The 23,804-nt window shown below is 74.2% G+C and carries 21 protein-coding genes and 3 pseudogenes; 16 read left to right on the top strand and 8 right to left on the bottom strand.

Annotation, left to right across the window (positions count from 1 at the left end; all coding sequences use genetic code 11):
- The 3 genes from BJF81_RS13835 to BJF81_RS13845 all read right to left on the bottom strand — a co-directional run.
- Window positions 1-442 (bottom strand): hypothetical protein (locus tag BJF81_RS13835; RefSeq protein WP_202817498.1); only part of this gene is annotated, 442 nt, incomplete at its 3' end.
- Window positions 443-695: 253 nt separating this feature from the next.
- A complete protein-coding gene (locus tag BJF81_RS13840) occupies window positions 696-1,259 on the bottom strand; it encodes a DUF421 domain-containing protein (RefSeq protein WP_075958843.1) in 564 nt (187 codons plus the stop codon).
- Window positions 1,260-1,325: 66 nt separating this feature from the next.
- Window positions 1,326-1,646 (bottom strand): putative quinol monooxygenase, encoded by a 321-nt coding sequence (locus tag BJF81_RS13845; RefSeq protein ID WP_075958844.1) that lies wholly within the window; start codon window positions 1,644-1,646, stop codon window positions 1,326-1,328.
- Window positions 1,647-1,788: 142 nt separating this feature from the next.
- On the opposite strand from BJF81_RS13845, the gene BJF81_RS13850 reads away from it, so the two are divergent.
- Complete coding sequence (locus tag BJF81_RS13850) at window positions 1,789-3,081, top strand: DUF445 domain-containing protein (RefSeq protein WP_237770250.1); 1,293 nt, start codon at window positions 1,789-1,791, stop codon at window positions 3,079-3,081.
- A gap of 112 nt (window positions 3,082-3,193) precedes the next feature.
- Window positions 3,194-3,643: a hypothetical protein gene (locus BJF81_RS13855; protein WP_075958845.1), complete on the top strand. Its 450-nt coding sequence runs from the start codon at window positions 3,194-3,196 to the stop codon at window positions 3,641-3,643.
- Here the strand turns inward: BJF81_RS13855 and BJF81_RS13860 are convergent.
- Window positions 3,587-4,060 carry a hypothetical protein gene (locus BJF81_RS13860; protein WP_075958846.1) on the bottom strand — a complete coding sequence of 158 codons (474 nt, stop codon included), beginning with the start codon at window positions 4,058-4,060 and terminating at the stop codon, window positions 3,587-3,589. The two genes, BJF81_RS13855 and BJF81_RS13860, sit on opposite strands and share 57 nt — an antisense overlap.
- Window positions 4,061-4,170: 110 nt before the next feature.
- Between BJF81_RS13860 and hrpA the strand changes: the two are divergent.
- The 3 genes and pseudogenes from hrpA (at window position 4,171) to BJF81_RS13880 (ending at window position 10,545) form a co-directional block, all read left to right on the top strand.
- Window positions 4,171-8,577, top strand: a pseudogene (gene hrpA / locus BJF81_RS16970) (ATP-dependent RNA helicase HrpA).
- Between the two features lie 26 nt (window positions 8,578-8,603).
- Complete coding sequence (locus BJF81_RS13875) at window positions 8,604-9,284, top strand: VOC family protein (protein ID WP_075958848.1); 681 nt, start codon at window positions 8,604-8,606, stop codon at window positions 9,282-9,284.
- Window positions 9,277-10,545 carry a serine hydroxymethyltransferase gene (locus tag BJF81_RS13880; RefSeq protein ID WP_075958849.1) on the top strand — a complete coding sequence of 423 codons (1,269 nt, stop codon included), beginning with the start codon at window positions 9,277-9,279 and terminating at the stop codon, window positions 10,543-10,545. The genes BJF81_RS13875 and BJF81_RS13880 overlap by 8 nt, the downstream gene beginning before the upstream one ends.
- 66 nt (window positions 10,546-10,611) lie before the next feature.
- On the opposite strand, the gene BJF81_RS13885 is transcribed toward BJF81_RS13880, so the two are convergent.
- Window positions 10,612-11,649: a glycerophosphodiester phosphodiesterase family protein gene (locus BJF81_RS13885; RefSeq protein ID WP_075958850.1), complete on the bottom strand. Its 1,038-nt coding sequence runs from the start codon at window positions 11,647-11,649 to the stop codon at window positions 10,612-10,614.
- Between the two features lie 89 nt (window positions 11,650-11,738).
- Between BJF81_RS13885 and BJF81_RS17690 the strand changes: the two genes are divergently transcribed.
- Window positions 11,739-12,212, top strand: a complete 474-nt coding sequence (locus BJF81_RS17690; protein ID WP_075958851.1) for a flavodoxin family protein — start codon at window positions 11,739-11,741, stop codon at window positions 12,210-12,212.
- Here the strand turns inward: BJF81_RS17690 and BJF81_RS13895 are convergent.
- A complete protein-coding gene (locus BJF81_RS13895; protein WP_075958852.1) occupies window positions 12,196-12,897 on the bottom strand; it encodes an esterase/lipase family protein in 702 nt (233 codons plus the stop codon). The two genes, BJF81_RS17690 and BJF81_RS13895, sit on opposite strands and share 17 nt — an antisense overlap.
- Window positions 12,894-13,691, bottom strand: coding sequence for an alpha/beta fold hydrolase (locus BJF81_RS13900; protein WP_075958853.1), 798 nt, complete (start codon window positions 13,689-13,691; stop codon window positions 12,894-12,896). Before BJF81_RS13900 ends, BJF81_RS13895 begins: the two co-directional genes overlap by 4 nt.
- A gap of 212 nt (window positions 13,692-13,903) precedes the next feature.
- On the opposite strand from BJF81_RS13900, the pseudogene BJF81_RS13905 reads away from it, so the two are divergent.
- The 4 genes and pseudogenes from BJF81_RS13905 to BJF81_RS21645 all read left to right on the top strand — a co-directional run bounded on the left by BJF81_RS13905 (window position 13,904) and on the right by BJF81_RS21645 (window position 17,892).
- Window positions 13,904-14,529: pseudogene (locus tag BJF81_RS13905) on the top strand (DUF5701 family protein).
- 33 nt (window positions 14,530-14,562) lie between these two features.
- Complete coding sequence (gene coaE, locus BJF81_RS18720; protein WP_075958854.1) at window positions 14,563-15,501, top strand: dephospho-CoA kinase; 939 nt, start codon at window positions 14,563-14,565, stop codon at window positions 15,499-15,501.
- A 94-nt stretch (window positions 15,502-15,595) separates the two neighbouring features.
- On the top strand, window positions 15,596-16,138 hold the full coding sequence (locus tag BJF81_RS18725) for a hypothetical protein (protein WP_202817499.1): 543 nt from the start codon (window positions 15,596-15,598) through the stop codon (window positions 16,136-16,138).
- Window positions 16,099-17,892, top strand: coding sequence for a hypothetical protein (locus tag BJF81_RS21645; protein WP_446740563.1), 1,794 nt, complete (start codon window positions 16,099-16,101; stop codon window positions 17,890-17,892). Before BJF81_RS18725 ends, BJF81_RS21645 begins: the two co-directional genes overlap by 40 nt.
- Here BJF81_RS21645 and BJF81_RS13920 read toward each other — a convergent pair.
- Window positions 17,774-19,977: pseudogene (locus BJF81_RS13920) on the bottom strand (prolyl oligopeptidase family serine peptidase). The gene BJF81_RS21645 and the pseudogene BJF81_RS13920 sit on opposite strands and share 119 nt — an antisense overlap.
- Window positions 19,978-20,098: 121 nt before the next feature.
- Between BJF81_RS13920 and BJF81_RS13925 the strand changes: the two are divergent.
- The 6 genes from BJF81_RS13925 (at window position 20,099) to BJF81_RS13940 (ending at window position 23,597) form a co-directional block, all read left to right on the top strand.
- Window positions 20,099-21,073, top strand: coding sequence for a PAC2 family protein (locus tag BJF81_RS13925; protein ID WP_083664247.1), 975 nt, complete (start codon window positions 20,099-20,101; stop codon window positions 21,071-21,073).
- Between the two features lie 85 nt (window positions 21,074-21,158).
- Window positions 21,159-21,521 (top strand): hypothetical protein, encoded by a 363-nt coding sequence (locus tag BJF81_RS19920; protein ID WP_237770251.1) that lies wholly within the window; start codon window positions 21,159-21,161, stop codon window positions 21,519-21,521.
- The gene (locus BJF81_RS19925) at window positions 21,482-21,679 is read left to right on the top strand and encodes a hypothetical protein (RefSeq protein WP_237770252.1); all 198 of its coding nucleotides are present in this window, start codon (window positions 21,482-21,484) and stop codon (window positions 21,677-21,679) included. Before BJF81_RS19920 ends, BJF81_RS19925 begins: the two co-directional genes overlap by 40 nt.
- Complete coding sequence (locus BJF81_RS19930) at window positions 21,676-21,876, top strand: EcsC family protein (protein ID WP_237770253.1); 201 nt, start codon at window positions 21,676-21,678, stop codon at window positions 21,874-21,876. The genes BJF81_RS19925 and BJF81_RS19930 overlap by 4 nt, the downstream gene beginning before the upstream one ends.
- Window positions 21,877-21,970: 94 nt before the next feature.
- Complete coding sequence (locus BJF81_RS13935) at window positions 21,971-23,140, top strand: DUF4192 domain-containing protein (RefSeq protein WP_075958855.1); 1,170 nt, start codon at window positions 21,971-21,973, stop codon at window positions 23,138-23,140.
- Between the two features lie 49 nt (window positions 23,141-23,189).
- Window positions 23,190-23,597 carry a universal stress protein gene (locus tag BJF81_RS13940; protein ID WP_075958856.1) on the top strand — a complete coding sequence of 136 codons (408 nt, stop codon included), beginning with the start codon at window positions 23,190-23,192 and terminating at the stop codon, window positions 23,595-23,597.
- Window positions 23,598-23,804: the final 207 nt, after the last annotated feature.

The raw sequence follows: 23,804 nt of genomic DNA on the forward strand, positions 1-23,804 counted from the left end.
GGCGGTTGGCGCGGGTGGTGCTCGTGGCCGGCAGGCCGGCCACCGGCCGCCCGGTGCGGACCGCGGCCAGGGTCGTGGCCACCGAGGACAGCAACGCCACCGACCCCGCGTCCAGGCCCAGCTCGGCCAGCACCGACCGCAACCGCACCTCGGCCGGCTTCCCGTCGTCGGCGGGGGTGGTGACCGCGCCGTCGACGCCGGTCCTGCCCGTCTCCACGGTGCCCGTCGCGGCCTTGGCAGGTGCGCCCGGGGGAGCCTGGCCCGGACCGGCCGGGGCCAACAGGCCGGGCCCGCCGGCCGCCCGTACGGCGCCGAGCTCGACGTGGACCACGTGCTCGGCCAGGTCCGGACCAGGGTCGAAGGACAACCACAGCCCCAGCTGCTGCTCCAACGGGGACTCGCCCGGCCCCTCCTGCCGCGGCAGCTGCACCGGTGCCCTCATCGTTCCCTCCCTTCCCCAGAACGGGCCATCACCTCGACGGTCGATCTCATACCCCTCGCCGAACCTTCCGACGATGCACCCATGTTAGGACACCTGTACGACATACCTGGGTCTGCGACCCGGCCGCCAGCACCTCTGGGGACGAAGAGGAGCGAACGCCGACGATGTGGACGGCCAGCGATGCCCTCCCCGTCGCGCTGCCGGCCCGAGGCGGCCCCCATCAGGCCCGTCCGTCAGGCCCCGCCCCCGTCCGTCAGGCGTGCCCGTCGTCCGGCTGCGGCAGGCCGGCGACGTCCGGCACCTCGTCGCTCATCCCCGGGACGTCGGCGAGGGCCGAGCCGTCACCGAGGCTGTCCTTGGGGATCACGCTGAGCGAACCGTCCGGCTCCAGCGTGACCGCAGCCACGGAGGCCAGCGACCCCGACCCGCTCGTCCTGACCGCCTGCAGCACCTCGGAGGGAGCCACCCGGCTGCGTCGGAGCGCATCCTGGAGCAGCTTCCCGTCCCGCACGACCAGCGTGGGCTCGGCCGTGACGAACCACCGGCTCCGGGGCCAGGTCGAGGTCACCTTCGCCATCACCCACTGGGCCACGACGAGGAGCAGGATGCCGGTCGCGACGGCCGCCCAGCTTGTTCCCGGGTCGAGCACCCCGGTTGCGAGCAAAGATCCGATGGAGACCGTCACGACGAAGTCGAAGGCGTTGAGCTTCGTCAGCGTCCGTTTGCCGGTCGCGCGCAGGAGGACGACCACCGTCAGGTAGCAGGCCAGCCCCACGACGAGGACGGCATAGAGGTCGGACCATCCGGTCAACCACATGGGAACTCCTCTCGTCGGCAGCCACACCCCCGGTCGGCCATGGACCGCGGGACGGGCCGCGGTTGATCAGTCGACGCGGATCTCGCCCATCTCCTCCCACCCGTCGCCCTCGACCTGGCGGGAGACGATCCGGGGGGTCGCGGTGAGGTACTGCGGCCACTCGCGCGTCACCTTGGCGAAGTGCTCGGACTGCACGTGCGGGCCGGCGCCGTCGTCCTCGAACGCCTCGACGAGGACGAACTCGTTGGGGTTCTCCAGACTGCGCGACCACTCGAACCACTTGTTGCCCGGTTCGGCGCGCGTCGCCTCGGTGTACTCCCGCACGATCTCCGGCCACTGCTCGGCGTGCTCGGGCTTGACGGGGAACTTGACCACAATGAAGTACATGCCCCCGATCAAACCACCAGGACACGCTTCGGTATGGAGTGGGGCCCGCAGCGGAATACGGTGGTCTCGAGCACCGGTTCACCCACCGGCACCACCGCATACCCCGGACCGGGTGCCACCGGAGACGAAGGGGACACGAGCAGTGACGCTGACCACCGGACGGGCCGAGCCCCCACGCGCACCGGCGACCCCCGTCACCCGCACCTCCGTGACCGACAAGGAGCGCCGTGCCGGGCTGCGTCGCATGCGCGCCGTGGCGACCGGGCTGCTCGTGCTCATGGCCGTCGTCTACGTGCTCACGCACGGGCGCGAGGGGTTCTGGGGCTACGTCAACGCCGCGTCCGAGGCCGGGATGGTGGGGGCCATCGCGGACTGGTTCGCCGTGGTCGCGCTGTTCCGCCACCCGCTCGGGATCCCGATCCCGCACACCGCGCTCGTGCGTCGCCGCAAGGACGAGCTCGGCGACAGCCTGGAGCAGTTCGTCAGCGACAACTTCCTCACCCCGGAGGTCCTCCGCGAGAAGATCCTCGACGCGCGGGTCATGCTGCGGCTGGGCGACTGGCTCGCCGAGCCCGAGAACGCCCAGCGCGTCGTGACCGAGGCGTCCCCCTTCCTGCGGCGGCTCGTCGACCGGGTCGACGAGCGCGAGCTGCGGTCCCTCGTCGACAACGTCCTGATCCCGCGGGTGCGCAGGGAGGAGCTCTCCCCCCTGGCCGGCCACCTGCTCGAACGGGTCGTCGACGAGGGCGCCCACCACGGCCTGGTCGACCTGGGCGCCCGCGAGCTGCACGCCTGGCTCGCCCTGCACCAGGACGAGGTCGAGGCGATCGTGCGGTCGCGCGCGCCGCAGTGGGCGCCGACGTGGGTCAACGACCAGGTCACGCGGCGGGTCTACCAGGAGGTGCTGTGCTGGGCGCGGGACATCAAGGACGACCCGCACCACAACGTCCGGGCCGCGATCGACTCCTATCTCGCCGAGCTGGGCCGCGACCTGCAGGACGACCAGCGGACGGCGGAGCGGTTCGAGCGGCTCAAGGAGCGCCTCCTCGACCACCCGCAGGTCAGCGACACCGCCGTGCGGCTGGGCGAGACCCTGCGCAGCTCGATCCTCGAGGCGCTGGACGACCCCGCCGGCCACCTGCGGACGCGGATGGAGACCGAGCTGCGGGCGTTCGGTCGTCGTCTGCAGGACGACGCGGAGCTCCGTTCCCGCCTGGAGGAGTGGACCGCGGACACCGTCGTGGCGCTCGTGGCGCGTTACGGCCCGGAGCTGACCTCGGTCATCTCCGGAACGATCCGGCGCTGGGACGCCGCCGAGGCCTCCGACAAGATCGAGCTCCACGTCGGTCGCGACCTGCAGTTCATCCGGCTCAACGGCACCGTCGTCGGGGCGCTCGTCGGCCTGGTGATCCACACGGTCTCGCAGTTCCTCTGATCGTGGGGCGTCACCTGTCCCGCTGAGGCCAGGTCGCGACGCGTCCCGCGGACACGTCCGGCACTGTGGAAAACCACGAGGGCGCTCCGGCGTTTCCCGGCAGGCTCGGCACATGAGCTTCGACGACCTTCCTCAGGACTGGCCCACCCGTTCCCTGGCCGACCCCGTGCTGGCGGCCGACGTCCTCGACCTCGTGGTCAACGACCGCGACCGGATGCAGGGGGGCCTGAGCTTCCTCCTGTGCCGGGGCGACGGACGCCTGAGCCAACCGGTGTTCGTCGGGCAGATCCCGCACGAGGCCGCCCGGCGCGAGACGGTCGGCAGCACCGTCCTCACCGCCGTGACGTTGCCGGGCGTGGGCGGCCTGGTGGTGGGTATCGTCAAGCCGTGGGGAGGCGTCGACGACGACGACCGCGCGCTGCACGAGCACATCCTGGCGATGTGCCGGCGGGCCCAGCTCCCGCTGCTCGGCACCTACGTGGTCACCGGCACCGGGATCGACCGGCTACCCGTGGCCGCCGGCCTGCAGGACGTCGGGGACCGGGCCCAGGGAGCCGCGTGACTGCTCGGCCAGCAGCGCGACCTGCTCGGCCATGGTCCGCCAGGAGTCCGTGCTGCGGACCCACCGGGCCGTCTCCCACGGCCCGACGACATGGTGCAGCACGTGCAGCCACGTGCCGCCGGTGGTCTCCTCGAGCTCCACCTCCAGCAGCCCGCTCACCCCGGCGGGCAGGTCCATCCGTCCGCGCACCTCCAGGTGGCCTGCCGGGCACCAGCCGGTGATGGTGCCCCACGGACGGCTGGCGTTCTCCTCGACGACCCGGCCGCCGACGTACGGCTCCAGCGAGGCGGACACGGACCCGCGGCGGCTCACCGTGGACCACCACGAGCCCACGTCGCCGGTCAGCGTCCGCCAGACACGGTGGACGGGGGCACGGACCAGCACCTCGTGCCCGGTGCGGAAGGTCGCTGCGGACATGGTCGCCTCCTCGTGCGGGGCGCACCAGGCTGCCCAGGAAGGGGCCGACGGTGCGCCGACGGGTCGTCGGGCCGGGAGCTCGTCCCGACGACGTCGACGCTAGCCAGCGTGTGTTGCGCGACCGTTCCCGCGATGTTTCCGGCAGGGAAACTTCTCCGGCGTCCCGCAGCAGGGGACGGCAGGGGCACGTTCCGCCTCGTCGCCGGCCAGCCCTCACAGCCTCTGCCGCGCGGAACCGGTTTGCCCGCGCTCGTAGAGTGGAGGGCGTGCCCGATCCCACCTCACCGTCGCCCCGGCCTGCCCGCGACGGGGACGACCGAAAGGCGCGCGGGGGTGGAGGAGCACGTGAGGGGGACCGCTCGCACGGACGTGGGCGGGGACGAGGCCGCGGCCGCTCCCACGGCCGTGGGAGCGGACAGGGGCCGGGACGAGAGCGGGGCGCGGAGCGGCATACCCGCCGGCAGGAGGCGGTCGCCGCGCGCCGGGCCGCGCTCCCGGCCCCCGAGGCCCTGCACTACCCGCCCGAGCTGCCCGTCAGCGAGCGCCGCGACGAGATCAAGGCGCTGATCCGCGACCACCAGGTCGTCATCGTCGCCGGCGAGACCGGGTCCGGCAAGACCACCCAGCTGCCCAAGATCTGCCTCGAGCTGGGCCGCGGGGTCGAGGGGATGATCGGGCACACCCAGCCCCGCCGGATCGCCGCCCGCTCGGTCGCCGAGCGCGTCAGCGAGGAGCTGGGCACCGAGCTGGGGACGCTCGTCGGCTACCAGGTCCGGTTCACCGACACCTCCCGGCAGGACACCCTGCTCAAGGTGATGACCGACGGCATCCTGCTGGCCGAGCTGCAGCGTGACCGGATGCTCAGCCGCTACGACACGCTGATCATCGACGAGGCGCACGAGCGCAGCTTGAACATCGACTTCATCCTGGGCTACCTGCGCCAGCTGCTGCCGCGCCGGCCGGACCTGAAGGTCGTCATCACCTCGGCGACCATCGACGTCCACCGGTTCGCCGCCCACTTCGCCGACGCCGACGGACGGCCCGCCCCGGTCATCGAGGTCTCCGGACGCACCTACCCGGTCGAGGTCCGCTACCGCCCGCTCCAGCGCGAGGGGCCACCGACCAAGCAGGGCGAGGCGACCTTCGTCGAGGTCGACCAGGTCACCGGCATCTGCGAGGCGGTCGAGGAGCTGTGGACCGAGGGCTCGGGCCGTGACGGCGCGGGGGAGGACATCCTCGTCTTCTGCTCCGGCGAGCGGGAGATCCGGGACGCCACCGACGCCTGGAGGGTATGCAGCTTCCCGGCACCGAGGTGCTGCCCCTCTACGGGCGGCTCTCCGCCGCCGAGCAGCACCGCGTCTTCGCCCGCCATCCCGGCCGGCGGATCGTCGTGTCGACCAACGTGGCCGAGACCTCGCTGACCGTCCCCGGGATCCGCTACGTCATCGACACCGGCACCGCCCGGATCAGCCGCTACTCCCAGCGGCTCAAGGTCCAGCGGCTGCCGATCGAGCCGATCAGCCAGGCCAGCGCCAACCAGCGGGCGGGACGCTGCGGCCGGCTCGCCGACGGCATCGCGATCCGGCTCTACAGCCAGGAGGACTTCGAGTCCCGCCCGGAGTTCACCGACCCCGAGATCCTGCGGACCAACCTGGCCAGCGTCATCCTGCAGATGACCAACCTCGGGCTGGGGGAGATCGAGCGGTTCCCCTTCCTCGAGCCGCCGGACTCCCGCCAGGTGGCCGACGGCGTGCGGCTGCTCACCGAGCTGCAGGCCATCGACCCCACGGCGCCGGCCCACCTGCCCCGCCAGCGGATCACCCCCTACGGCCGGGCCATCGTCGCCCTCCCCGTCGACCCGCGGCTGGCCCGCATGCTCGTCGAGGCGGAGAGGAACGGCGCCCTCAAGGAGGTGCTCGTCGTCGTCGCCGCGCTGTCCATCCAGGACGTCCGCGAGCGGCCCGTCGACCAGCAGGAGCGCGCCGACCAGCTGCACGCCCGGTTCCGCCGGGTGGGCGGGGTCCCCCGCAGCGAGGGCGGGGCTGCCGGTGGGAAGGACCGCCTGGTCCGGGTCCAGGGCGCCGACGGCCGTGGACCGAAGGGCGGTTCGGGGGGCAGTCGGGGGGGCGGAGCCCCCCGACCGTGTGGACTCCGACTTCCTGGTCCTGCTCAACCTCTGGCGCTACCTCCAGCGCCAGCAGAAGGACCTCTCCGGCAGCGCCTTCCGGCGGCTGTGCAAGGCCGAGTTCCTGCACTACCTGCGGGTCCGCGAGTGGCAGGACCTGCACACCCAGCTGCGGCAGGCGACCAAGGGCCTCGGCCTGCAGCTCAACGACCACCCGGCCGACGCCGACCGGATCCACCAGTCGCTCCTAGCAGGCCTGCTCTCCCACGTCGGCCTCTACGACAAGGAGCGGCGCGACTACCAGGGAGCCCGCAACGCCCGCTTCGTCCTGCAGCCCGGCTCGGTCCTGCACCGGCGCAACCCCGAGTGGGTGATGACCGCCGAGCTCGTCGAGACGACCCGCCTGTGGGCCCGGACCAACGCCGCGATCGACCCCGCCTGGGTCGAGGCCTCGGCGCAGCACCTGGTCAGGCGCAGCTACAGCGAGCCCCGCTGGTCCCGCTCGGCGGCCGCCGCGGTGGCCGACGAACGGGTGACGCTCTACGGCATACCCCTCGTGGCGGGGCGCGCCGTGCCCCTCGGACGCACCGACCCCGAGACCGCGCGCGACCTGTTCATCCGCACCGCGCTCGTCGAGGGCGACTGGGACACCCGGCACGACTTCTTCCACGCCAACCGGCGTCTGGTCGACGAGCTCGGGCAGCTGGAGGCCCGGGCCCGGCGGCGGGACATCCTCGTCGACGACGAGACCCTCGTGCAGTTCTACGACCAGCGCATCCCCGCCGACGTCGTCTCCGGCGCGCACTTCGACGCCTGGTGGAAGAAGGCCCGACGCACCCAGCCCCACCTGCTGACCTTCACCGAGGAGCTGCTGGTCCACGAGGAGCACGCCGACGCGGTCCGGGGGGACGACTTCCCGACGAGCTGGACGCAGGGCGAGCTCACCTTCCCGTTGACCTACCAGTTCGAGCCGGGCGCCGACGCCGACGGCGTCACCGTGCACCTTCCGGTCGAGGTGCTCAACCAGGTGCAGGACGACGGCTTCGACTGGCTCGTGCCCGGGATGCACGAGGAACTGGTCACCGCCCTCGTCAAGGCGCTGCCCAAGGACGTGCGCCGCAACTTCGTGCCCGCCCCCGACCACGCGCGCGCCGCGCTGAGGGGTATGCAGGAGGCCGGCACCGTCGGGACCGTGCCCGTCGACGAGGCGCTGGCGCAGGAACTGACCCGCCGCGGCCTGGTCCGGGTGCGGGCCACGGACATCGAGTGGGACCGCGTGCCTGACCACCTGCGGATGACCTTCCGGGTCGAGCGGGCGGTGCGGCCCGGCGGGGACCACAAGGGCGGCCAGCAGCCCGGCGGGCGACAGAGCGGGGGACAGGGGCGCCAGTCCCGCAGCAAGGGCCGGGTCGAGGTGCTCGGCGAGGGCAAGGACCTCGCGGCCCTGCAGGAGCAGCTGGCCGGGCAGGTCCGCACGACGATGGCCGCCGCGGCCTCGGGCGTCGAACGGACCGGCCTGACCACCTGGCCCGCGGACCTGGACCCGCTGCCGCAGACCTTCTCCCGGCAGGTCGGACCCCGTGTCGTGCAAGGCTTCCCGGCGCTGGTGGACACCGGCGCCGCCGTCGACGTCCGGGTGCTGGCCACCCGGTCCGAGGCCGACCGGGAGACCACCCGCGGGATCCGACGGCTGCTCCTGCTCAGCACGACCCCGCCGTGGAAGCGGCTGCTCGCGCTGCTGACCAACGAGCAGAAGCTGGCCCTGGGCCACAACCCGCACGGCTCGGTCCCGGCCCTGCTCGAGGACGCCCTGGCCGCGGCCGTCGACTCCGTCGTGGCCGACCTGGGAGGTGCGTCGGGGGTGCGTACCCCGGCACAGTTCGAGCAGGCCCTCGTCGCGGTGCGTCAGCAGTCCGTACCGCGGGTGCTGGAGATCGTCGAGGCGCTCGTGCCGATCCTGGACACCGCCCGCCAGGTGTCCCTGCGGCTCCAGCGCCTGACGACCCCGGCGGCCGCCGACATGGCCACCGACCTGCGTCGCCAGCTGGACCGGCTGGTGCGGCCCGGGTTCGTCGCCGAGGTCGGCTACGCCCGTCTGCCCCGCATGGTCGTCTGGCTGCGCGGGATGGCCGAACGGCTCGACAAGGGCGTGCAGGACCTGCCCCGCGACCGGCAGCGGACGGCGGACGTGCACGTCGTCGAGGAGGAGCTGGCGGCGTTCCTGGACAAGCTGCCCCCGCACCGGCGGCAGGACCCCGACGTCCTCGACGTCGTCTGGTCGGTGCAGGAGCTGCGCGTCTCGCTCTTCGCCCAGCGCCTCGGCACCGCCGGCCCGATCTCGCCCAAGCGGATCTACGCGGCGATGGACGCCGCCGAGGACGCCACGGACTGACGGACCCCTGTGCCAGTCTGGGCGCCATGACCGGACCGATGTCGCCTCCGCCCACCGCGGCCGAGCTCTCGGCCGACCCCGAGCTGGCCTCCTGGCGGGTCCTGCTGGGCCGCCTGGCCGGGCGGTGGCGAACCGACAGCTTCGCCCAGGGTGCGCAGTTCGTGGCCGGGGTCGCGGCCCTGGCCGACCGGCTCGACCACCACCCGGACGTCGACCTGCGCTACCGGCACGTGACGGTCACCACCGTGAGCCACGACGTGGGCCGGCTCACCCGCCGGGACCGACGGCTCGCGGTCGCGGTCGCCGCGCTGGCCGACGAGCTCGGGCTGGTCGCCGTGCCCCAGGAGCTGAGCACCCTGGAGATCGGCCTCGACGTCATGGTCGCGGCCGACGTCGCCCCGTTCTGGCGGGCGGTGCTGGACTACGAGCCCGAGACCCAGGGCGGCGAGGACGACTGCCTGATCGACCCCGCCGGACGGCACGCCGGGCTGTGGTTCCAGCAGATGGAGGCGCCCCGGACGGAGCGCAACCGCTTCCACCTCGACCTCACCGTCCCCCACGACGTCGTGGAGGAACGTCTCGCCGCGGCGCTCGCGGCCGGGGGCCGGCTGGTCACCGACGAGTTCGCCCCCGCCTGGTGGGTGCTTGCGGACGCGGAGGGCAACGAGGTCTGCCTGTGCACGTGGCAGGGCCGCGGCGATGGCTGAGGACCCGGCTGCCGCCGCCGCACGCCGCGCCGAGGAGCAGCTCGGCGAGCTCGACCGACTCGTCGCGGAGAACGACCGCATCCACGCCCGCGAGTGCTTCAACCTCGACCCCGCCGCCAACGTCATGAACCCTCGCGCCGAGGCGATGATGTCGGCGCACCTGGGCTCCCGGCCGTCCCTCGGCCGCCCGGGGGAGAAGTACGAGACCGGCCTGGAGGCGATCGAGCAGATCGAGGTGCTGACGTCGCGCCTGGTCGCGGAGGTCTTCGACGCCCGCCACGCGGAGATCCGGGTGCCCTCCGGCGCGATCGCCAACCTCTACGCCTTCCTGGCCACCTGCGAGCCGGGGGACACGATCATCGCGCCACCGCCCTCGATCGGTGGCCACGTCACCCACCACGCGGGCGGCTCCGCCGGGATGTACCGCCTCCGCACCGTCCCCGCCCCCGTCGACCCCACCCGCTGCACCGTCGACGTCGACGCGCTGCGCACCCTCGCCCACGAGGTGAGGCCCAGGCTGATCACCCTCGGCGGCAGCCTCAACCTCCTGCCGCACCCGGTGGCCCAGGTCCGGGAGGTCGCCGACGAGGTGGGGGCCAAGGTCCTCTTCGACGCCGCCCACCTGTGCGGGATGGTCGCGGGCGGCACCTGGCCCCACCCGCTCCGCGAGGGGGCCCACCTGATGACCTTCAGCACCTACAAGAGCCTGGGCGGGCCGCCCGGCGGCGTCGTCGTGACCGACGACGACGAGCTCGCCCAGCGCCTCGACGCCATCGCCTTCCCCGGCCTGACCGCCAACTTCGACGTCGGCAAGACGGCCGCCCTGGCCGTCACCATGGTCGACTGGCAGGAGCACGGATCCCGGTATGCCGCTGCGATGGTCGCCGCCGCCCGGCGCCTCGCCGAGGAGCTGGGTGCGCTCGGTGCCCCGGTCTTTCAGACCGTCGACGGGCCGACCCGTTCCCACCAGCTGGCCCTGCGGGCGGAGGCGTGGGGCGGCGGTCAGGCCGCTGCCCGGACCCTGCGACGGGCCAACCTGCTCGCCTGCGGGATCGGCCTGCCCGTGGCCCCGGTCGAGGGGGACCTGAACGGGCTGCGGCTGGGGACCCCCGAGATCGTGCGCATCGGCCTGGACGAGGAGGACATGCCGCGGCTGGCCTCGCTGCTCGTGCGGGGGCTCGCCGGGGACCAGGGCGTGGCCGACGAGGTGACCGCGTGGCGGTCCACCCTCACCGGCGTCCACTTCGTCCACGGGGCCTGACCGGCCGTCGGTCCCTCGGCCCGTCGGTGGTCGTCGGCGGCCGGCCCGTCGGTCGTCGCGGTTGTGTCACACCGGTCGTCCGGGCGACCGCTGTGACACAAGAGCGGGCTGGGGCCAGCGGGCGGCAACGGTCGCGACCGCCACGTCCACGTGGTCGACGAAGAGCCCGTCGACCCCGACGTCGAGGAAGGCCGTGACCTGTCCGGCCAGGTCGCCGTGCGCCGAGGGGTCGTCCCCCGAGCGGAACGGCGGCAGCAGGAAGGTGTTCTCGGCCCGGAAGGTCCACGGGTGCACGACGAGGCCGGCGGCGTGCGCCCTCTCGACCAGCCCCGTGTCGACGAGCTCGCCGTCCTCCCCGGGGGCGAGCACCAGCTCCAGATGGGGCCCGAGCCCGTCGATCCCGGCCCGGGCGAGCCGCGTGAGGTGGGCGTCGTCGGGCGGGGCGGGCACGCCATACCCCTCCGGCCTGGCCAGGAGGAAGACGGTCCTGGCCCGCAGCCCCAGGCGCGTCCGCATGGCCACGAGGTTGTCCAGCTCGAAGGACTGCACGAACACGGGTGCGTCCGCCCGGTTGAGCCCGTGCAGGTCGAGCAGGTCGACGAGCGGCTCCTCCAGGGGCACCCCGAGACCGGCGAAGTGGGTGGGGTGCTTGGTCTCCGGGTAGACGCCGATCTCGCGGTCCAGCTTCTCGGAGAGCCGCTCGCGCAGCTGCAGCACCTCGGCGAACGTCGGGACCTGCTCGGTCCGGTCGTGACCGGCGCTGCGCGGGCGCAGGTGGGGAAGGCGCTCGACGGCCCGCAGCGTGCGCAGCTCGGCCAGGGTGAGGTCCTCGACGAACCAGCCGGTCCGCTCGAGGCCGTCGACCTCCTTCGTCGTGCGGCGGTCGGCCAGCTCCCGGTGCCGGGCGACGTCGGTGGTGAAGGTGATCTCGCTCTCGTGCCGGGCGACGAGCACCCCGTCCCGGGTGGCGACCAGGTCGGGCTCGAGATCGTCCGCCCCCAGCCGGGCCGCCAGCTCGTAGGCGCCGAGGGTGTGCTCGGGGCGGTAGCCGCTGGCGCCCCGGTGACCGATCACGAGGGGGCGTGCGGGCGGCCGGGAGGTCACCCTCCGACCGTAGGCCGCCCGGGTGGACGCGAGGTGTCGACACGGCGTCCGGCCGACGAACGGACCGGCCCACCTCGTAGCCTGGGGGAATGGCGGCCGACCGACGGACCACGCTGCTCGTGGTGCACCACACGCCCTCGCCGGGGATGCAGGCGATGCTCGAGGCGGTCCTGGCGGGGGCCCGCGACGAGCAGATCGAGGGCGTCGACGTCGTCGTCCGGCCGGCGCTGACGGCAGGGGTGGTCGACGTGCTGGAGGCCGACGCCTACCTGCTGGGCACCCCCGCCAACATCGGCTACCTCTCCGGGGCGCTCAAGCACTTCTTCGACCAGATCTACTACCCGTGCCTGCAGGAGACGACGGGCCGCCCGTTCGCGGCCTACGTCCACGGCAACGAGGGGCTCGAGGGGGCCGTGCGGGCGCTCCGCGGCATCACCACCGCGCTCGGCTGGGAGCCCGTCGCCCCCGTCCTGGAGTTGACGGGGCAGCCGGACGCGCAGGACCTGGCCGCGTGCGGGGAGCTGGGCGCGGTGCTGGCGGCCACGGTCATGCCGGAGGACTGAGGGCCTCCTCGACCGCCGCGAGCAGCTCGCGGCTGGCCAGGATCCGGAAGTGCCCCTGCACGGGCAGCTCGACGTTCGTGGCCCCCTCGAGGCGGGACCCGCCGGGGATGTGGGGGTCGAACTCGCCCCAGATCGAGGTGATCCGCCCGTTCACCCGCAGCTCCTCGGCCAGCAGCCGCACGGTCGGGTCGCCGGGGGAGAAGGCCCGCACCGACGGCACGAGGAAGAACCGGGCGTAGACCGAACCGCCGAACGGCGTGGCGACCGCGACCATCCGGTCGATCCGCCGCCCGGGGTCCAGGTGCGCCATCGCGTACTTGCCCACCAGGCCGCCCTTGCTGTGCGCGACCACGACCACGTCGCGCAGGTCGTGCTCCTCCAGGTATGCCGCGACGGCCTCCGCGCTGGCGCGGACGGGGGCGGTGTTCCAGCGGAGCCGGTCGACGACGTGGACGGGATGCCCGAGGCCGTGCAGCCGGTCGGCGAGCGGCCGCAGGAACTGCCACCGCTCGTAGACGCCCGGGACCAGGACGACCGGCGGCCGGGCGGGCCCTGCGGGGTCCGGGTAGCCGGCGGGGTCGGCCGGGCGGAGCAGGCCGGACGTCTGCCGGCCGGCGGCGTAGGCGTAGTCGAGCACCCAGGCCCGGCCACGGCCGAGGACCGCCCGCACCGCCCGCCGGATCACCGGACCGTGCCCGCCACGTCCTCGCCCGCCACGTCCTCGCCCGCCACGGTGGCCCCCCGGAGACCGTGGAGCACGATCTGCTCCGCCACCTCGTCCGGGCGGGTGAACATCACCGCATGGGCGCCTGGGACCTCCACGAGCCGCCCGTCCGGCGCCAGCCTGGCCAGCTGGTCGGCCCAGTCGTGCGGGGCGACCGGGTCGCGGTCGCCGCGGACCACGAGCAGCGGCACCGGCAGCCGGACGGCGGCCTCCTCGGTGCGGTAGTCGAGCATGAGCGGGACGGTCTCCAGGTAGCGCCGCGGGCCGGTGCGCAGCCAGTCGCGCACCAGGGCCGCGACGGTCGACGGCGTCTCGACGAACAGGTCGGCCAGCAGCCGCATCCCCTGGCGGCTGGCGGACCGGGCGCCCGGGTCCACGACCCCGGCGACCGCCACGACCGGGCCCACGACGTCCGGACCCTGCAGGGCCGCCTCAACCACGACCTGGGCGCCCATGGAGTGGCCGACGAGGACCGGCCGGGTCATCCCGGTCCTGCGGACGTAGGCGAGGACCACCGCGGCCAGCTGCTCGACGGTCAGCGGCTGATCGGGCGTGGGCGCGTCCCCGAACCCGGGCAGCTCGAGCACGTGCACCCCGCCGGAGCCGGCGAGGGACTCGGCCAGCGGGGTGAGGTAGTGGCGGCCCATCCCGATGCCGTGCACGAGGACGTGCTGCTGGTCGGTGTCCGGCCCCAGCCGGTGGACGTGGGTCGTGGTCCCGGCGTGCTCGAACTCGACCACCGACCGCCACCGCATGGTGGGCGACTCTACCGGCCGGTAACGCAGGGTCGGCCCCCCGCGGGGGAACAAGGGCGCCCGGCGACCGGTTGACCAGTCCCTCGCCCCACGACCCGGAGGACCGCGTGCCCCGACCCGCCGACACCCGCCCCGCCGACACCCCGTCCGCGCCGGCCGTCCCCGCGCTGCCGCCCGTCGCCGACCAGGCCGAACGGCTGGTCGCCCTGGGGGTGCACGAGCTCGCCGGGCTGACGGCCGAGGAGCTCCGCGCCGAGGCCGCCCGGCTGGCCGCCGACCTGCCGGGTCCGGGACACCCGCGGGGTCCGGGACACTCGGTGGAGGCCCTGCTCGTCGTCTCCTCCCAGATCGTCCCGCCGTCGGCGCTCGCCCCGCTGATGCGGCTGCCCGTGCGGGGAGGGGAGCGGTCCGGCTTCGTCGTCGAGGACATGACCGACGTCGACGACTTCGCCCCCGTCGACGGGATCGAGGTGCCCGAGGGACCGCTCTACCTCGTCCTGTCGCCCGACCGCGGCGACGACCTGGCCAACTGGTCCCCCGAGGAGGCCCTTCCCGAGCTCGCCCGCCGCGGCCGCAGCCCGCTGCTGCTCGCCGAGGGCGTCCACTGGGCCCTGCAGCGCCCGGCGTCGTCGCCGACAACCACTGCTACATGACGATCGGCTCCCGCCGGCGCAAGGACGACGGCCGCCTCGACAGCCGCACCCCGGCCGTCTGGATCTCCCGCGGCACCGGCCGCGACGGCCGCGAGCGCCGCGGCGCCCCCAAGGTCGGCTGGTGCTGGGCCGGCAACCGGCACACCTGGCTGGGGTTCGCCTCGGCCACGGGGCGCCGGGGCTGAGCCGCGCCGCACCCCACCGCATACCCTGACCCCATGCTGTGGGTCGGACTGTCGGGTGGGATCGGGTCGGGCAAGTCCACCGTCTCCGCGCGCCTGGCCGAGCACGGGGCGGTCGTCGTGGACGCGGACCGGGTGGCGCGCGAGGTGGTGGAGCCCGGTATGCCGGCGCTCGCCGAGATCCGGGAGCGCTTCGGCCCGCAGGTGGTCGGGGAGGAGGGGGTCCTCGACCGGGCGGCCCTGGGCCAGGTCGTCTTCGCCGACGAGCAGGCCCGCCGTGACCTGGAGTCCATCACCCACCCCCGGATCGCCGAGCGGACCCTCGAGCTGGTCTCGGACGCCCCGGCCGACGCCGTCGTCGTGCACGACATCCCCCTGCTGGTGGAGCTGGACCGCGCGGCCGACTACGCGCTGACCGTCGTCGTCGACGTGCCGGCCGACGAGCGGCTCCGCCGGCTGGTCGAGCTGCGCGCGATGGACCCGGACCAGGTCAGGGCACGCATCGGTGCCCAGGCGACCGACGAGCAGCGCGCGGCCGCCGCCGACGTGCTGCTCGACAACTCCGGCACGGTCGAGGACCTCCACCGCGCGGTGGACCGGCTCTGGGAGGGCCGGCTCGCGCCCTTCGAGGAGAACCTGCGGCACGGCTGGTCCTCCTGGGAGGAGCTGGCCGACGGGGCCACGCCGACCGAGAACGGGCGTTGCCGGGCCAGGGCCGAACGCTCGCTGCGCCGGATCGCCGGCGTGGTCGGGGGGCAGGGAAGGGTCACGGCGCTGCGCTGCGAGGGCGACTGCGGGGGGCGGTGCGAGCTGGTGCTGCCGGTGCCCGCGGACGCCGACCTGCAGGACCCCGCCGTCGTCCGTCGGCTCGCCAGGGTCGGCTTCGTGGTCGACCGGGGGCTGGTCCTGGGCGCGGACCCCCGCTGGCAGGTCCGGTGCCGGGTGGAGGAATCCTCCCCGGGCCCTGGCGCCTGAGTCCTACGCGGAGTAGTCTGCTGGGTCACTCCCCGACTCCGGCGTTGGGGGCCGGGGCCGGGGTCTGTCCTCCGACCTGTCCGAGGTGGTCCCGATGCACCAGGTATCCCGCCGTTCCTTCCTCACCTGGACGGCCGTGGGCACGCTCGCCCTCGTCGTCACCGACCCGGTCACCGGCGTGCGCCGGGTCGTGGCCGAGGAGCTGCCGGGGGGCACGCTCCCGGCCGGCGACATCCGGCCGTTCGCCTCGCCCCTGCTCGTGCCGCCGACCATGCCGCGCACGCGACGCAGCGGAGCGAAGGGCGGCCCCGTCGACCACTACGACATCTCGGTGCGGCAGTTCGCCCAGCAGATGCTGCCCGAGGAGCACCCGGCGACGACCGTCTGGGGCTACGGGCCGGCCGACGGAGGGGTGGGCCGGCGGCTCCACCACGCCCCGTCGATGACGATCGAGGCGGAGCACGGCGTCCCGGTGCGGATCCGGTGGGTCAACGACCTCGTCGACGACCAGGGCCGGCCCGGCCCCACCTGCTGCCCGTCGACCCCACCCTGCACTGGGCCAACCCCGACCTGCGGCCGGGGCCGGGGCCGGACGGCGTGCCGCGCACCGACGTACGTCCCGATTTCTCCGGCCTGACCTACGTGCCGCCGGGCGAGCCCGTGGACCCGGACACCCAGTACTCCACCTACCAGGGCCCGGTCCCGATGGTCGTCCACCTGCACGGGGCGATGGGCATGGGCGACGAGTCCGACGGCTACCCGGAGGCCTGGTACCTCCCGGACGCGTGGGACCTCGGCGAGCACGCCGAGCACGGCACCTGGTACGAGTTCTTCGCCCGCCGGTCCCTCCAGCGCTACGGCGAGATGTGGCGGCGCGGCGAGCAGGTCGCCCACTACCCCAACGACAACCGCGACTCCACCCTGTGGTTCCACGACCACACCCTGGGCATCACCCGGCTCAACGTGTATGCCGGGCCCGCCGGGTTCTACCTCCTGCGGGGAGGCCCGCACGGCGAGGACGAGGTCACCGACGCCCGGACCGGCCGGCGCGCGGTGCTGCCGGCCAAGGCCCCGGCCAGTGCGCGCGGCCGGGGTCGGGTGCCGACCTACGAGCTGCCGCTGGCGATCCAGGACCGCTCGTTCAACGCCGACGGGTCGCTGTTCTACCCGGACACCAGGGCCTTCTTCGACGGCTACGAGGGTCCCTACGTGCCCGACAGCCCCATCCATCCAGTCTGGAACCCGGAGTTCTTCGGGAACACGCTCATCGTCAACGGCCGGACGTGGCCCTTCCACGAGGTCGAGCAGCGGCGCTACCGGCTGCGGCTGCTCAACGGCTGCGGCTCGCGCTTCCTCATCCTCGACCTCTCTGGCATCCCCGGGGTCAGGGCCCACCAGATCGGCAACGACGGCGGCTTCCTGCCCGCGCCGCACGACCTGGCGCAGGACGGCCTGCGTCTGCTGATGGCCCCGGCCGAGCGGGCGGATGTCATCCTCGACCTCACGGACGTGCCCGTCGGCGAGCACGTCATCACCAACCTGGGCCCGGACGAGCCGTACGGGGGAGGGGAGCCCGGCGTGGACTTCGACCCGGCCGACCCGACCACCACCGGTCGGGTGATGCAGCTGCGCGTCGTCCCGGCCACCGGTCGCGACCGGACCACCCCCGCCGAGCACCTGCAGCTGCCCGGCCTCCCCGCGGACGGGACCGCCGTGCGCACGCGCAAGCTCGCCCTGCTGGAGCACATGCACGCCGTCGACGACCACGAGGTGGAGGAGGGCGAGGCGCCCGCCGCCGCACTCCTGGGCGTGATGCGGCCGCACGAGGGCAAGGGGCTGGAGGCGCACCCGCTGACCTGGGCCGACCCGGTGACCGAGAACCCCGACGTCGGCGACACGGAGGAGTGGGAGATCTACAACCTCACGGCCGACGCCCACCCGGTGCACGTCCACGAGACCCCCGTTCCAGGTCCTGGAGCGGCGGGAGATCACGGTGGAGGAGGCCGAGTACGTCACCGACGTCGGCGGCCCGCTGCCGGTCCCGCCCGGCGACCGCGGCCTGAAGGACACGGTCATCTCCTATCCGGGCACGATGACGCGGATCCGGATGACCTTCCGCAACCCCGGCCAGTTCGTCTGGCACTGCCACGTGCTCGAGCACGAGGACAACGAGATGATGCGGCCCTACCGGGTCGGCCCGGAGCAGAAGGGGCAGCCGGTGGACGGGATGCCGCACCACTGACGGCGGTGGCGCGGCCCGCCCGTCCGGCGTCTACTCCGTCGCGTCCTTCCCGTCCTCGGCGTTCTGCTCCGAGGGCGCCGTCAGGCCCAGGACCTCGGGCAGGGCCGGCGGCTCCTGGCCCAGGACGTGCTCGGCCAGGAACGCGCTGACCACCTGGTACCAGACCTTGGCGTGCTGGGGCGCCAGGATCCAGTGGTTCTCCGCCGGGAAGTAGAGGAACCGGTGCACGGTGGAGCCGTCCTGCTCCGCCGGCCGCCCGGAGCGGGAGAGCAGCTCGTACCAGAGGCGCAGCCCCTCGCCGATCGGCACCCGGTAGTCCTTGTCGCCGTGGATGACGAGCACGGGGCTGACGATGTCCTGCACGAACCGGTGCGGGCTGTGCTTCTCGCTCATCTCGGGCGTCATCTCGCGCTGCCAGTAGAACGAGGCGTCGGTGGTCGGCCCGAACCCGTCCAGCGCCCACAGCGAGGCGTGCGTGACGATCGCGTCGAACCGGTCGGTGTGCCCGGCGACCCAGTTGGCCATGTAGCCGCCGAACGAGCCGCCCATCGCCGCGGTCCGGGAGGCGTCGATGTCGTCGCGGGCCTCCACCTCGTCGGTGATGGCCATCAGGTCGGTGTAGGGCGCGTCGCCCCAGGCGCCCCAGCCGCGCTGGATGAAGTCCTGCCCGTAGCCGGTGGACAGGGCCGGGTCCGGCAGGAGCACGGCATACCCCTGGGCGACCATGAGCCAGGGGTTCCACCGCCAGGTCCAGGCGTTCCACGAGCCGAGGGGGCCGCCGTGGATCCACAGCAGGAGGGGGTGCCCGCCGGCGACGTCGTCCTCGGGCAGGGCGAGCCAGCCGCGCACCCGGGTGCCGTCCGGCGTGGTCGTGCCGACCTCCTCGAGCCGGCCGGGGATGCGGGGGCGCTCCACCGGGCCGTCGAGCACGGTGATCTCGCCGCTGGCCAGGTCGAGGCGGACGACCTCGGGCGGGTAGAGGTAGGAGCTGCGCACGCCGTAGGCGACCGTGCCGTCGGGGGCGACGACGAGGTCGGACCAGGCGGCGTCGTCGGACGTCAGCTGGCGCACCTCGCCGGAGGCGACGTCGATGCGGAACACCGGCCGGCGGCCGTCGCTGTCGGCCAGCGCGAGCACGGCCGAGCCGTCGGGGGTCCAGGCCACCGGGCTGGGCCAGCGGTCCCAGTCGTGCGCCAGCGGCGTGGTCTCCCCGGTCGTCGTGTCCATCAGGTGCAGCTGCGGCTGCGGCGGGTCGGTCGGGGTGGTGACCCGGTCGAGCACGACGACCGCGCGGGTGCCGTCCGGGCTGACCGGGCCGGCGTCGACCTCGACGCGTCCCGGTCGATCAGCGTGCGCCGCTCGCCGCTGGCCAGGTCGATGCGGACGAGGGCCGAGCGCAGGTCGGCGCCCCTCTGCGGCACCGGGATCGACAGCAGCGCGAAGGTGCCGTCGGGGGACAGGACGGGCGAGGGCTCGTGCAGCGGCGCCGGCAGGTCGGCGGTCAGCAGCCGCAGCCGCAGCGCGGGGGAGCGGTCCACGGTGCCGGGCAGGGGGGCGGCCGCCTCCTCCTCGCTCTCGTGCGGGTGGACCCCGTCGACCTCGCCGTGGGCGTCGACCGCGCCCGACGACGGACCGGCTCCCTGCTCCACGGCGAAGACGTGGGGACGGGCCGGCCCGAGGTCGGAGTCCCAGAACCGGACCGGGTAGCCGGAGTGCAGGATCGCGTCCACGCCGGCGTCCTTGCGGGCCTTGGCCAGGGCGGCGTGCTGCTCCTCGTCCGCGGCACCCGGGAAGAGGTCGGCGGTGACGACCGTGCGGTCGGCGTCGCGGGCGCACCGGACCCCGCCGACGCCCCCGGGCCGGCTCAGCACGACCCGCGCCTCGCCGCCACGGGCGGGGATGAGCCACAGGGCCGGGGTCGGGGAGTCATCGTCGCCGTCCGGGTCGGGCCGGGAGGAGGTGAAGTAGAGGTCGCCGTTGGCGGCGAAGGCTGCGCCGGACTCGCCCTTGCTGCTGCGGGTCAGCCGGTGCGCCTGCTGCCGGCCGGTGGGGTCGACCTCCCACAGCGCCGACGCGTAGCCGGTGCCCTTGCGGTTGAGGGTCGCCACCGTCGTGACCAGCCGGGAGCCGTCGGGGGACAGGGCCAGGCCGGACAGGCGCGGCACCGCCACGTAGTGGTCGAGGTCGTGGAAGACGGACGCGGGGGTCCGGGGCTGGGAGGCGGGTGCGGTCATGCCCTCTGTGATACCACCCCCGTCCGACGATGTCGCACCGTCGCGGGCACCGCATACCCTCTGGAATGCCCCGACGCACCCGGGACGTTGCACCTCGCAGACGAGAACGAGAGGACCCCCCGTGACGACGAGTTCACCGCTGTTCCGCCTGGAGACCGACGCCGCCCGGCAGCCCCAGCCCGCGCCCCTCCTCATGGTCGCGCTGGACGGGTTCATCGACGCCGGGCAGGTGCGCTCCACCCTGGCCGAGCACCTGCTGGAGCACCTGGACCACGAGGTGGTGGCCAGCTTCGCGGCCGACGAGCTGGTGGACTACCGCTCGCGGCGGCCGCTGATGACCTTCGACTCCGACCACTACGCCGACTACGACGACCCCTCCCTCGTGCTCTACCGCGTGCAGGACGCCGCGGGCGAGCCGTTCCTGCTGCTGCACGGCTTCGAGCCCGACTTCCGCTGGGAGGGGTTCATCGAGGCGGTCCGCCAGCTCGGGCTCTACTTCGGGGTGCGCCGCGTCGTCAGCGCCCACGGCATCCCGATGGCTGTGCCGCACACCCGGCCCGTGGGGATGACCCGCTTCGCCAGCGACCGTGAGCTCCTCGGGGAGCACACCCCCGTCTTCGGCCAGGTGAAGATCCCCAGCAGCGCCGAGAGCCTGCTGCACCTGCGGCTGGCCGAGGCCGGCCTGACGACGCTGGGCGTGGCCGTGCACGTGCCGCACTACCTGGCCGAGGCCCAGTTCGGCGACGCGATCGTGGCGGCCGCCGACGCGGTCATGGACCTGACCGGCCTCGTGCTGCCGACCGCCGAGCTCATCGCGATGGCGGGGCTGACCCGGGCCCAGATCGAGACCGAGCTGGCGCAGAACCACGACGCCCGCGAGGTCGTCGAGAGCCTCGAGCAGCGCTACGACCACTTCGTCGAGGGGATGAAGAAGCGCAGCCTGCTCGCGGCCGAGGCGGCCAAGCTGCCCAACGCCGAGGAGATCGGCGCCGAGCTGGAGAAGTTCCTGCGCGACCCCGGCGTGGCCGGTCCCGCCCCGCAGGAGGGCACCGTCGCCGACGAGCCCTCGGACGACGACACGGACCCCCAGGCCTGACCCCGGCCCGTCCGCCGCGACAGGCGGGGCGGGCGCCACCGTGCGACGATGTCGCCCGACCACCACCTACCCCAGGAGGACACCCGTGGGTCTCTTCGACCGCAAGGACGACACCACGCCCGAGAACGCCGAGCCGGACGGGCCGCTGGAGTCGCTGGCCAACGCCTTCGTCGGGCGCATCGTGGACGCCGGCATCAAGGGGCCGGGGCCCATGGCCTCCTCCCACCACGTGGCGCAGAAGGCGCTGAAGGAGTCCGGCGGCGACGTCCGCAAGGCCGTGGACGAGATCGTCTCCGACCACGTCAAGAAGGCGAGCGCCGGCGGGTTCGTCACCGGCGTGGGCGGCCTGGTGACCATGCCCGTCTCCCTGCCGGCCAACGTCCTGGCTTCTACGTGCTGGCCACCCGGATGGTGGCCGCCATCGCCGAGCTGCGCGGGTATGACGTGAACGCGCCGGGGGCGCGCGCCGCCATCAGCCTGGCCCTCGTCGGGGCCGACGCCGAGGACATCCTGCAGAAGACCGGGCTGTCCGTGGCCGCCGATATGACCGGCTCGGGCCGCCTCGCCCGGATGGCCATGGACCGGATGCCCAAGCCGCCGGGATGATGGTCAACAAGGCGGTCGGCTTCCGCCTGCTCACGACCGTGGGCGGCCGGGCGCTGGGCAAGCTCATCCGGTTCGTCCCGATCGCCGGCGGCGTCGTCGGCGCCGGCCTGGACGGGGTGCTCATGAAGCGGCTGGCCGACCACGCGCGGCGCGAGTTCGTCCAGACCTCGCCGGGCGGGAGCGCCGTCGCCGGCTGACGGACGACGACTCACGGCTGGCCCCGTCGGGGTTATCCACAGATCTCGAGGGCGGGCCCGGCACGACCGGGCCCGCCTTCGGCACTGTGGGCCCATGGACGAGACGACAGGACAGCACCGCCCCACCCCTCCCTCCCCGGCCGCCGGGCAGACCCCGCTCGTGCAGGGCCCGGCCCACCTCATGACGGCCCTCCCGCACCTGCTGGGCTACCGGCCCGGCGACTCGCTGGTGGTCGTGGCCACCGCCGTGGAGACTGCCGCCCCCGGCCTGCCGGGACGGGCCGACCGGCTGCGCGGCCGGATGGCGATGACCACCCGGGCCGACCTCGCCGGACCGGGCGACCTGGACCAGGCCGTGCAGCTGCTCGCCGGCCCGGTCGCCCGGCTGCGGCGCCGGCACGGCCACCGGCTGGTGCTGCACTGCTTCCTCTGGGACGCCGACGAGGAGCTCGGCCGGCTGGCCGCGGCCCGGCTGGTCCCCTTCGCCGACGCGCACGAGGTCGCCCTCAACGACCTGGTCCTCGTGGGGACCCACGCCTACCTGCCCCTCGTCGAGGCGGGCGACCCGGTGCAGGACGGACGGTGGCGGCCGCTGCCCTCCCCGGCCGACGTGCCGCTGGTCGCCGACCTGGTCCTGCGCGGCCGCGGGGTCGCCCCCGGCCGGGACGACGCGGTCGCCGTGGTGCGCGCCCGGGACGAGGAGACCAGCAGGGCCACCGAGGCCGCGCTGCAGGAGGTCGCGCCGGGGGAGCTGGACGGGCTGCAGGCCCTGGGTGCGCTGGGACGGTGGGTCGCGGGCGGGTCCTTCGCCGGGCCGCCGACGCCACGGGAGCTGGCCGCGGTGGCCCTGGTCCTGCAGGACAGGACGCTGCGGGACGTCGTCCTGGCGCGCTGGCTGCCGCAGCTGTTCACCCTCGACGACCTGCTCGAGCCGTCGGCGGTCAGGCTCGTGGAGGACCTGCTCCCGGCATGGCCGGGCGACGACGGGGAGGCGCTCGGCCGGCTGATCGCCCTCGCCGGCCAGGTGCCCCTCGACCTGTCGGTCCCGTTCGTCACGCTGGCGGGGCTGGTCGCCTGGGGGACGGGGGAGGGCACCCTGGCCAACGAGGCGGCCGACCTGGCGCTGGAGCTGGACCCGGACTACCGCATGGCCCAGCTGCTGCGGCAGGCCCTCGAGCACGGCCTGCCGCCCGACCTGGGTCGGGCGGAGGGCGACGCCGGCACCCGACGGGGCCGCCGCCGGGGCCGCGGACGGGCCGCCTGAGCGCGCGGTGTAGCCTCCGAGCAGGACCCGTCGAAGGAGGAAGGTGCCCATGTCGGTCATCGTCGGTTACATCCCCACCCGTGAGGGTCGGGCGGCCCTGCGCGCGGCGAGCGGGGAGGCCATGCTGCGCAAGACCAAGCTCGTGGTCGTCAACTCCCACCGCGGCGGGCGCGACTTCGACGCCGAGGAGGCCCAGCGGTTCGAGGACGAGCTGGGCAAGGTCCAGCGCGCCCTGGACGAGGCCGGGATCGAGCACGAGGTGCGCGCCCTGGTGCGCGGCAACGAGCCGGCCGAGGACCTGGTCGACGTCGCCGAGGAGAGCGAGGGCGAGCTGATCGTCATCGGCCTGCGGCGGCGCACCCCCATCGGCAAGCTCATCCTGGGCAGCAACGCCCAGCGGATCCTCCTCGAGGCGTCCTGCCCCGTCCTGGCCGTCAAGGCGGGCGACACCGAGTAGTCCTCCGCCGCTCCGGGACCGGCGGCAGGCCGTCCCCCGGCCGGCCTGCGACCGCGCCCTCCGGCCGTTCCGGGGAGGGGCGCGGAGGGCCTCGGCATACTTCCGCGGGCCTCGACGTTTTATAATGTCGAGGGTCACCTGCTGCGCGCGGCAGGGTCACGCACTCCGCCGTCCGGATCACGTCGCAGATCCCTCCTGCCCGGCCGC

Source organism: Ornithinimicrobium sp. CNJ-824, assembly GCF_001942405.1.
GTDB classification, from domain to species: domain Bacteria; phylum Actinomycetota; class Actinomycetes; order Actinomycetales; family Dermatophilaceae; genus Ornithinicoccus; species Ornithinicoccus kibberensis.

Bases quoted from the DNA above. Each gene is read 5' to 3' on its own strand.
- BJF81_RS13840 (WP_075958843.1), bottom strand. From the start codon at position 1,259: ATGTGGTTGACCGGATGGTCCGACCTCTATGCCGTCCTCGTCGTGGGG.
- BJF81_RS13845 (WP_075958844.1), bottom strand. From the start codon at position 1,646: ATGTACTTCATTGTGGTCAAGTTCCCCGTCAAGCCCGAGCACGCCGAG.
- BJF81_RS13855 (WP_075958845.1), top strand. From the start codon at position 3,194: ATGAGCTTCGACGACCTTCCTCAGGACTGGCCCACCCGTTCCCTGGCC.
- BJF81_RS13860 (WP_075958846.1), bottom strand. From the start codon at position 4,060: ATGTCCGCAGCGACCTTCCGCACCGGGCACGAGGTGCTGGTCCGTGCC.
- BJF81_RS13875 (WP_075958848.1), top strand. From the start codon at position 8,604: ATGACCGGACCGATGTCGCCTCCGCCCACCGCGGCCGAGCTCTCGGCC.
- BJF81_RS13880 (WP_075958849.1), top strand. From the start codon at position 9,277: ATGGCTGAGGACCCGGCTGCCGCCGCCGCACGCCGCGCCGAGGAGCAG.
- BJF81_RS17690 (WP_075958851.1), top strand. From the start codon at position 11,739: ATGGCGGCCGACCGACGGACCACGCTGCTCGTGGTGCACCACACGCCC.
- BJF81_RS13900 (WP_075958853.1), bottom strand. From the start codon at position 13,691: ATGCGGTGGCGGTCGGTGGTCGAGTTCGAGCACGCCGGGACCACGACC.
- coaE (WP_075958854.1), top strand. From the start codon at position 14,563: ATGCTGTGGGTCGGACTGTCGGGTGGGATCGGGTCGGGCAAGTCCACC.
- BJF81_RS18725 (WP_202817499.1), top strand. From the start codon at position 15,596: ATGCACCAGGTATCCCGCCGTTCCTTCCTCACCTGGACGGCCGTGGGC.
- BJF81_RS19925 (WP_237770252.1), top strand. From the start codon at position 21,482: ATGGTGGCCGCCATCGCCGAGCTGCGCGGGTATGACGTGAACGCGCCG.
- BJF81_RS19930 (WP_237770253.1), top strand. From the start codon at position 21,676: ATGATGGTCAACAAGGCGGTCGGCTTCCGCCTGCTCACGACCGTGGGC.
- BJF81_RS13935 (WP_075958855.1), top strand. From the start codon at position 21,971: ATGGACGAGACGACAGGACAGCACCGCCCCACCCCTCCCTCCCCGGCC.
- BJF81_RS13940 (WP_075958856.1), top strand. From the start codon at position 23,190: ATGTCGGTCATCGTCGGTTACATCCCCACCCGTGAGGGTCGGGCGGCC.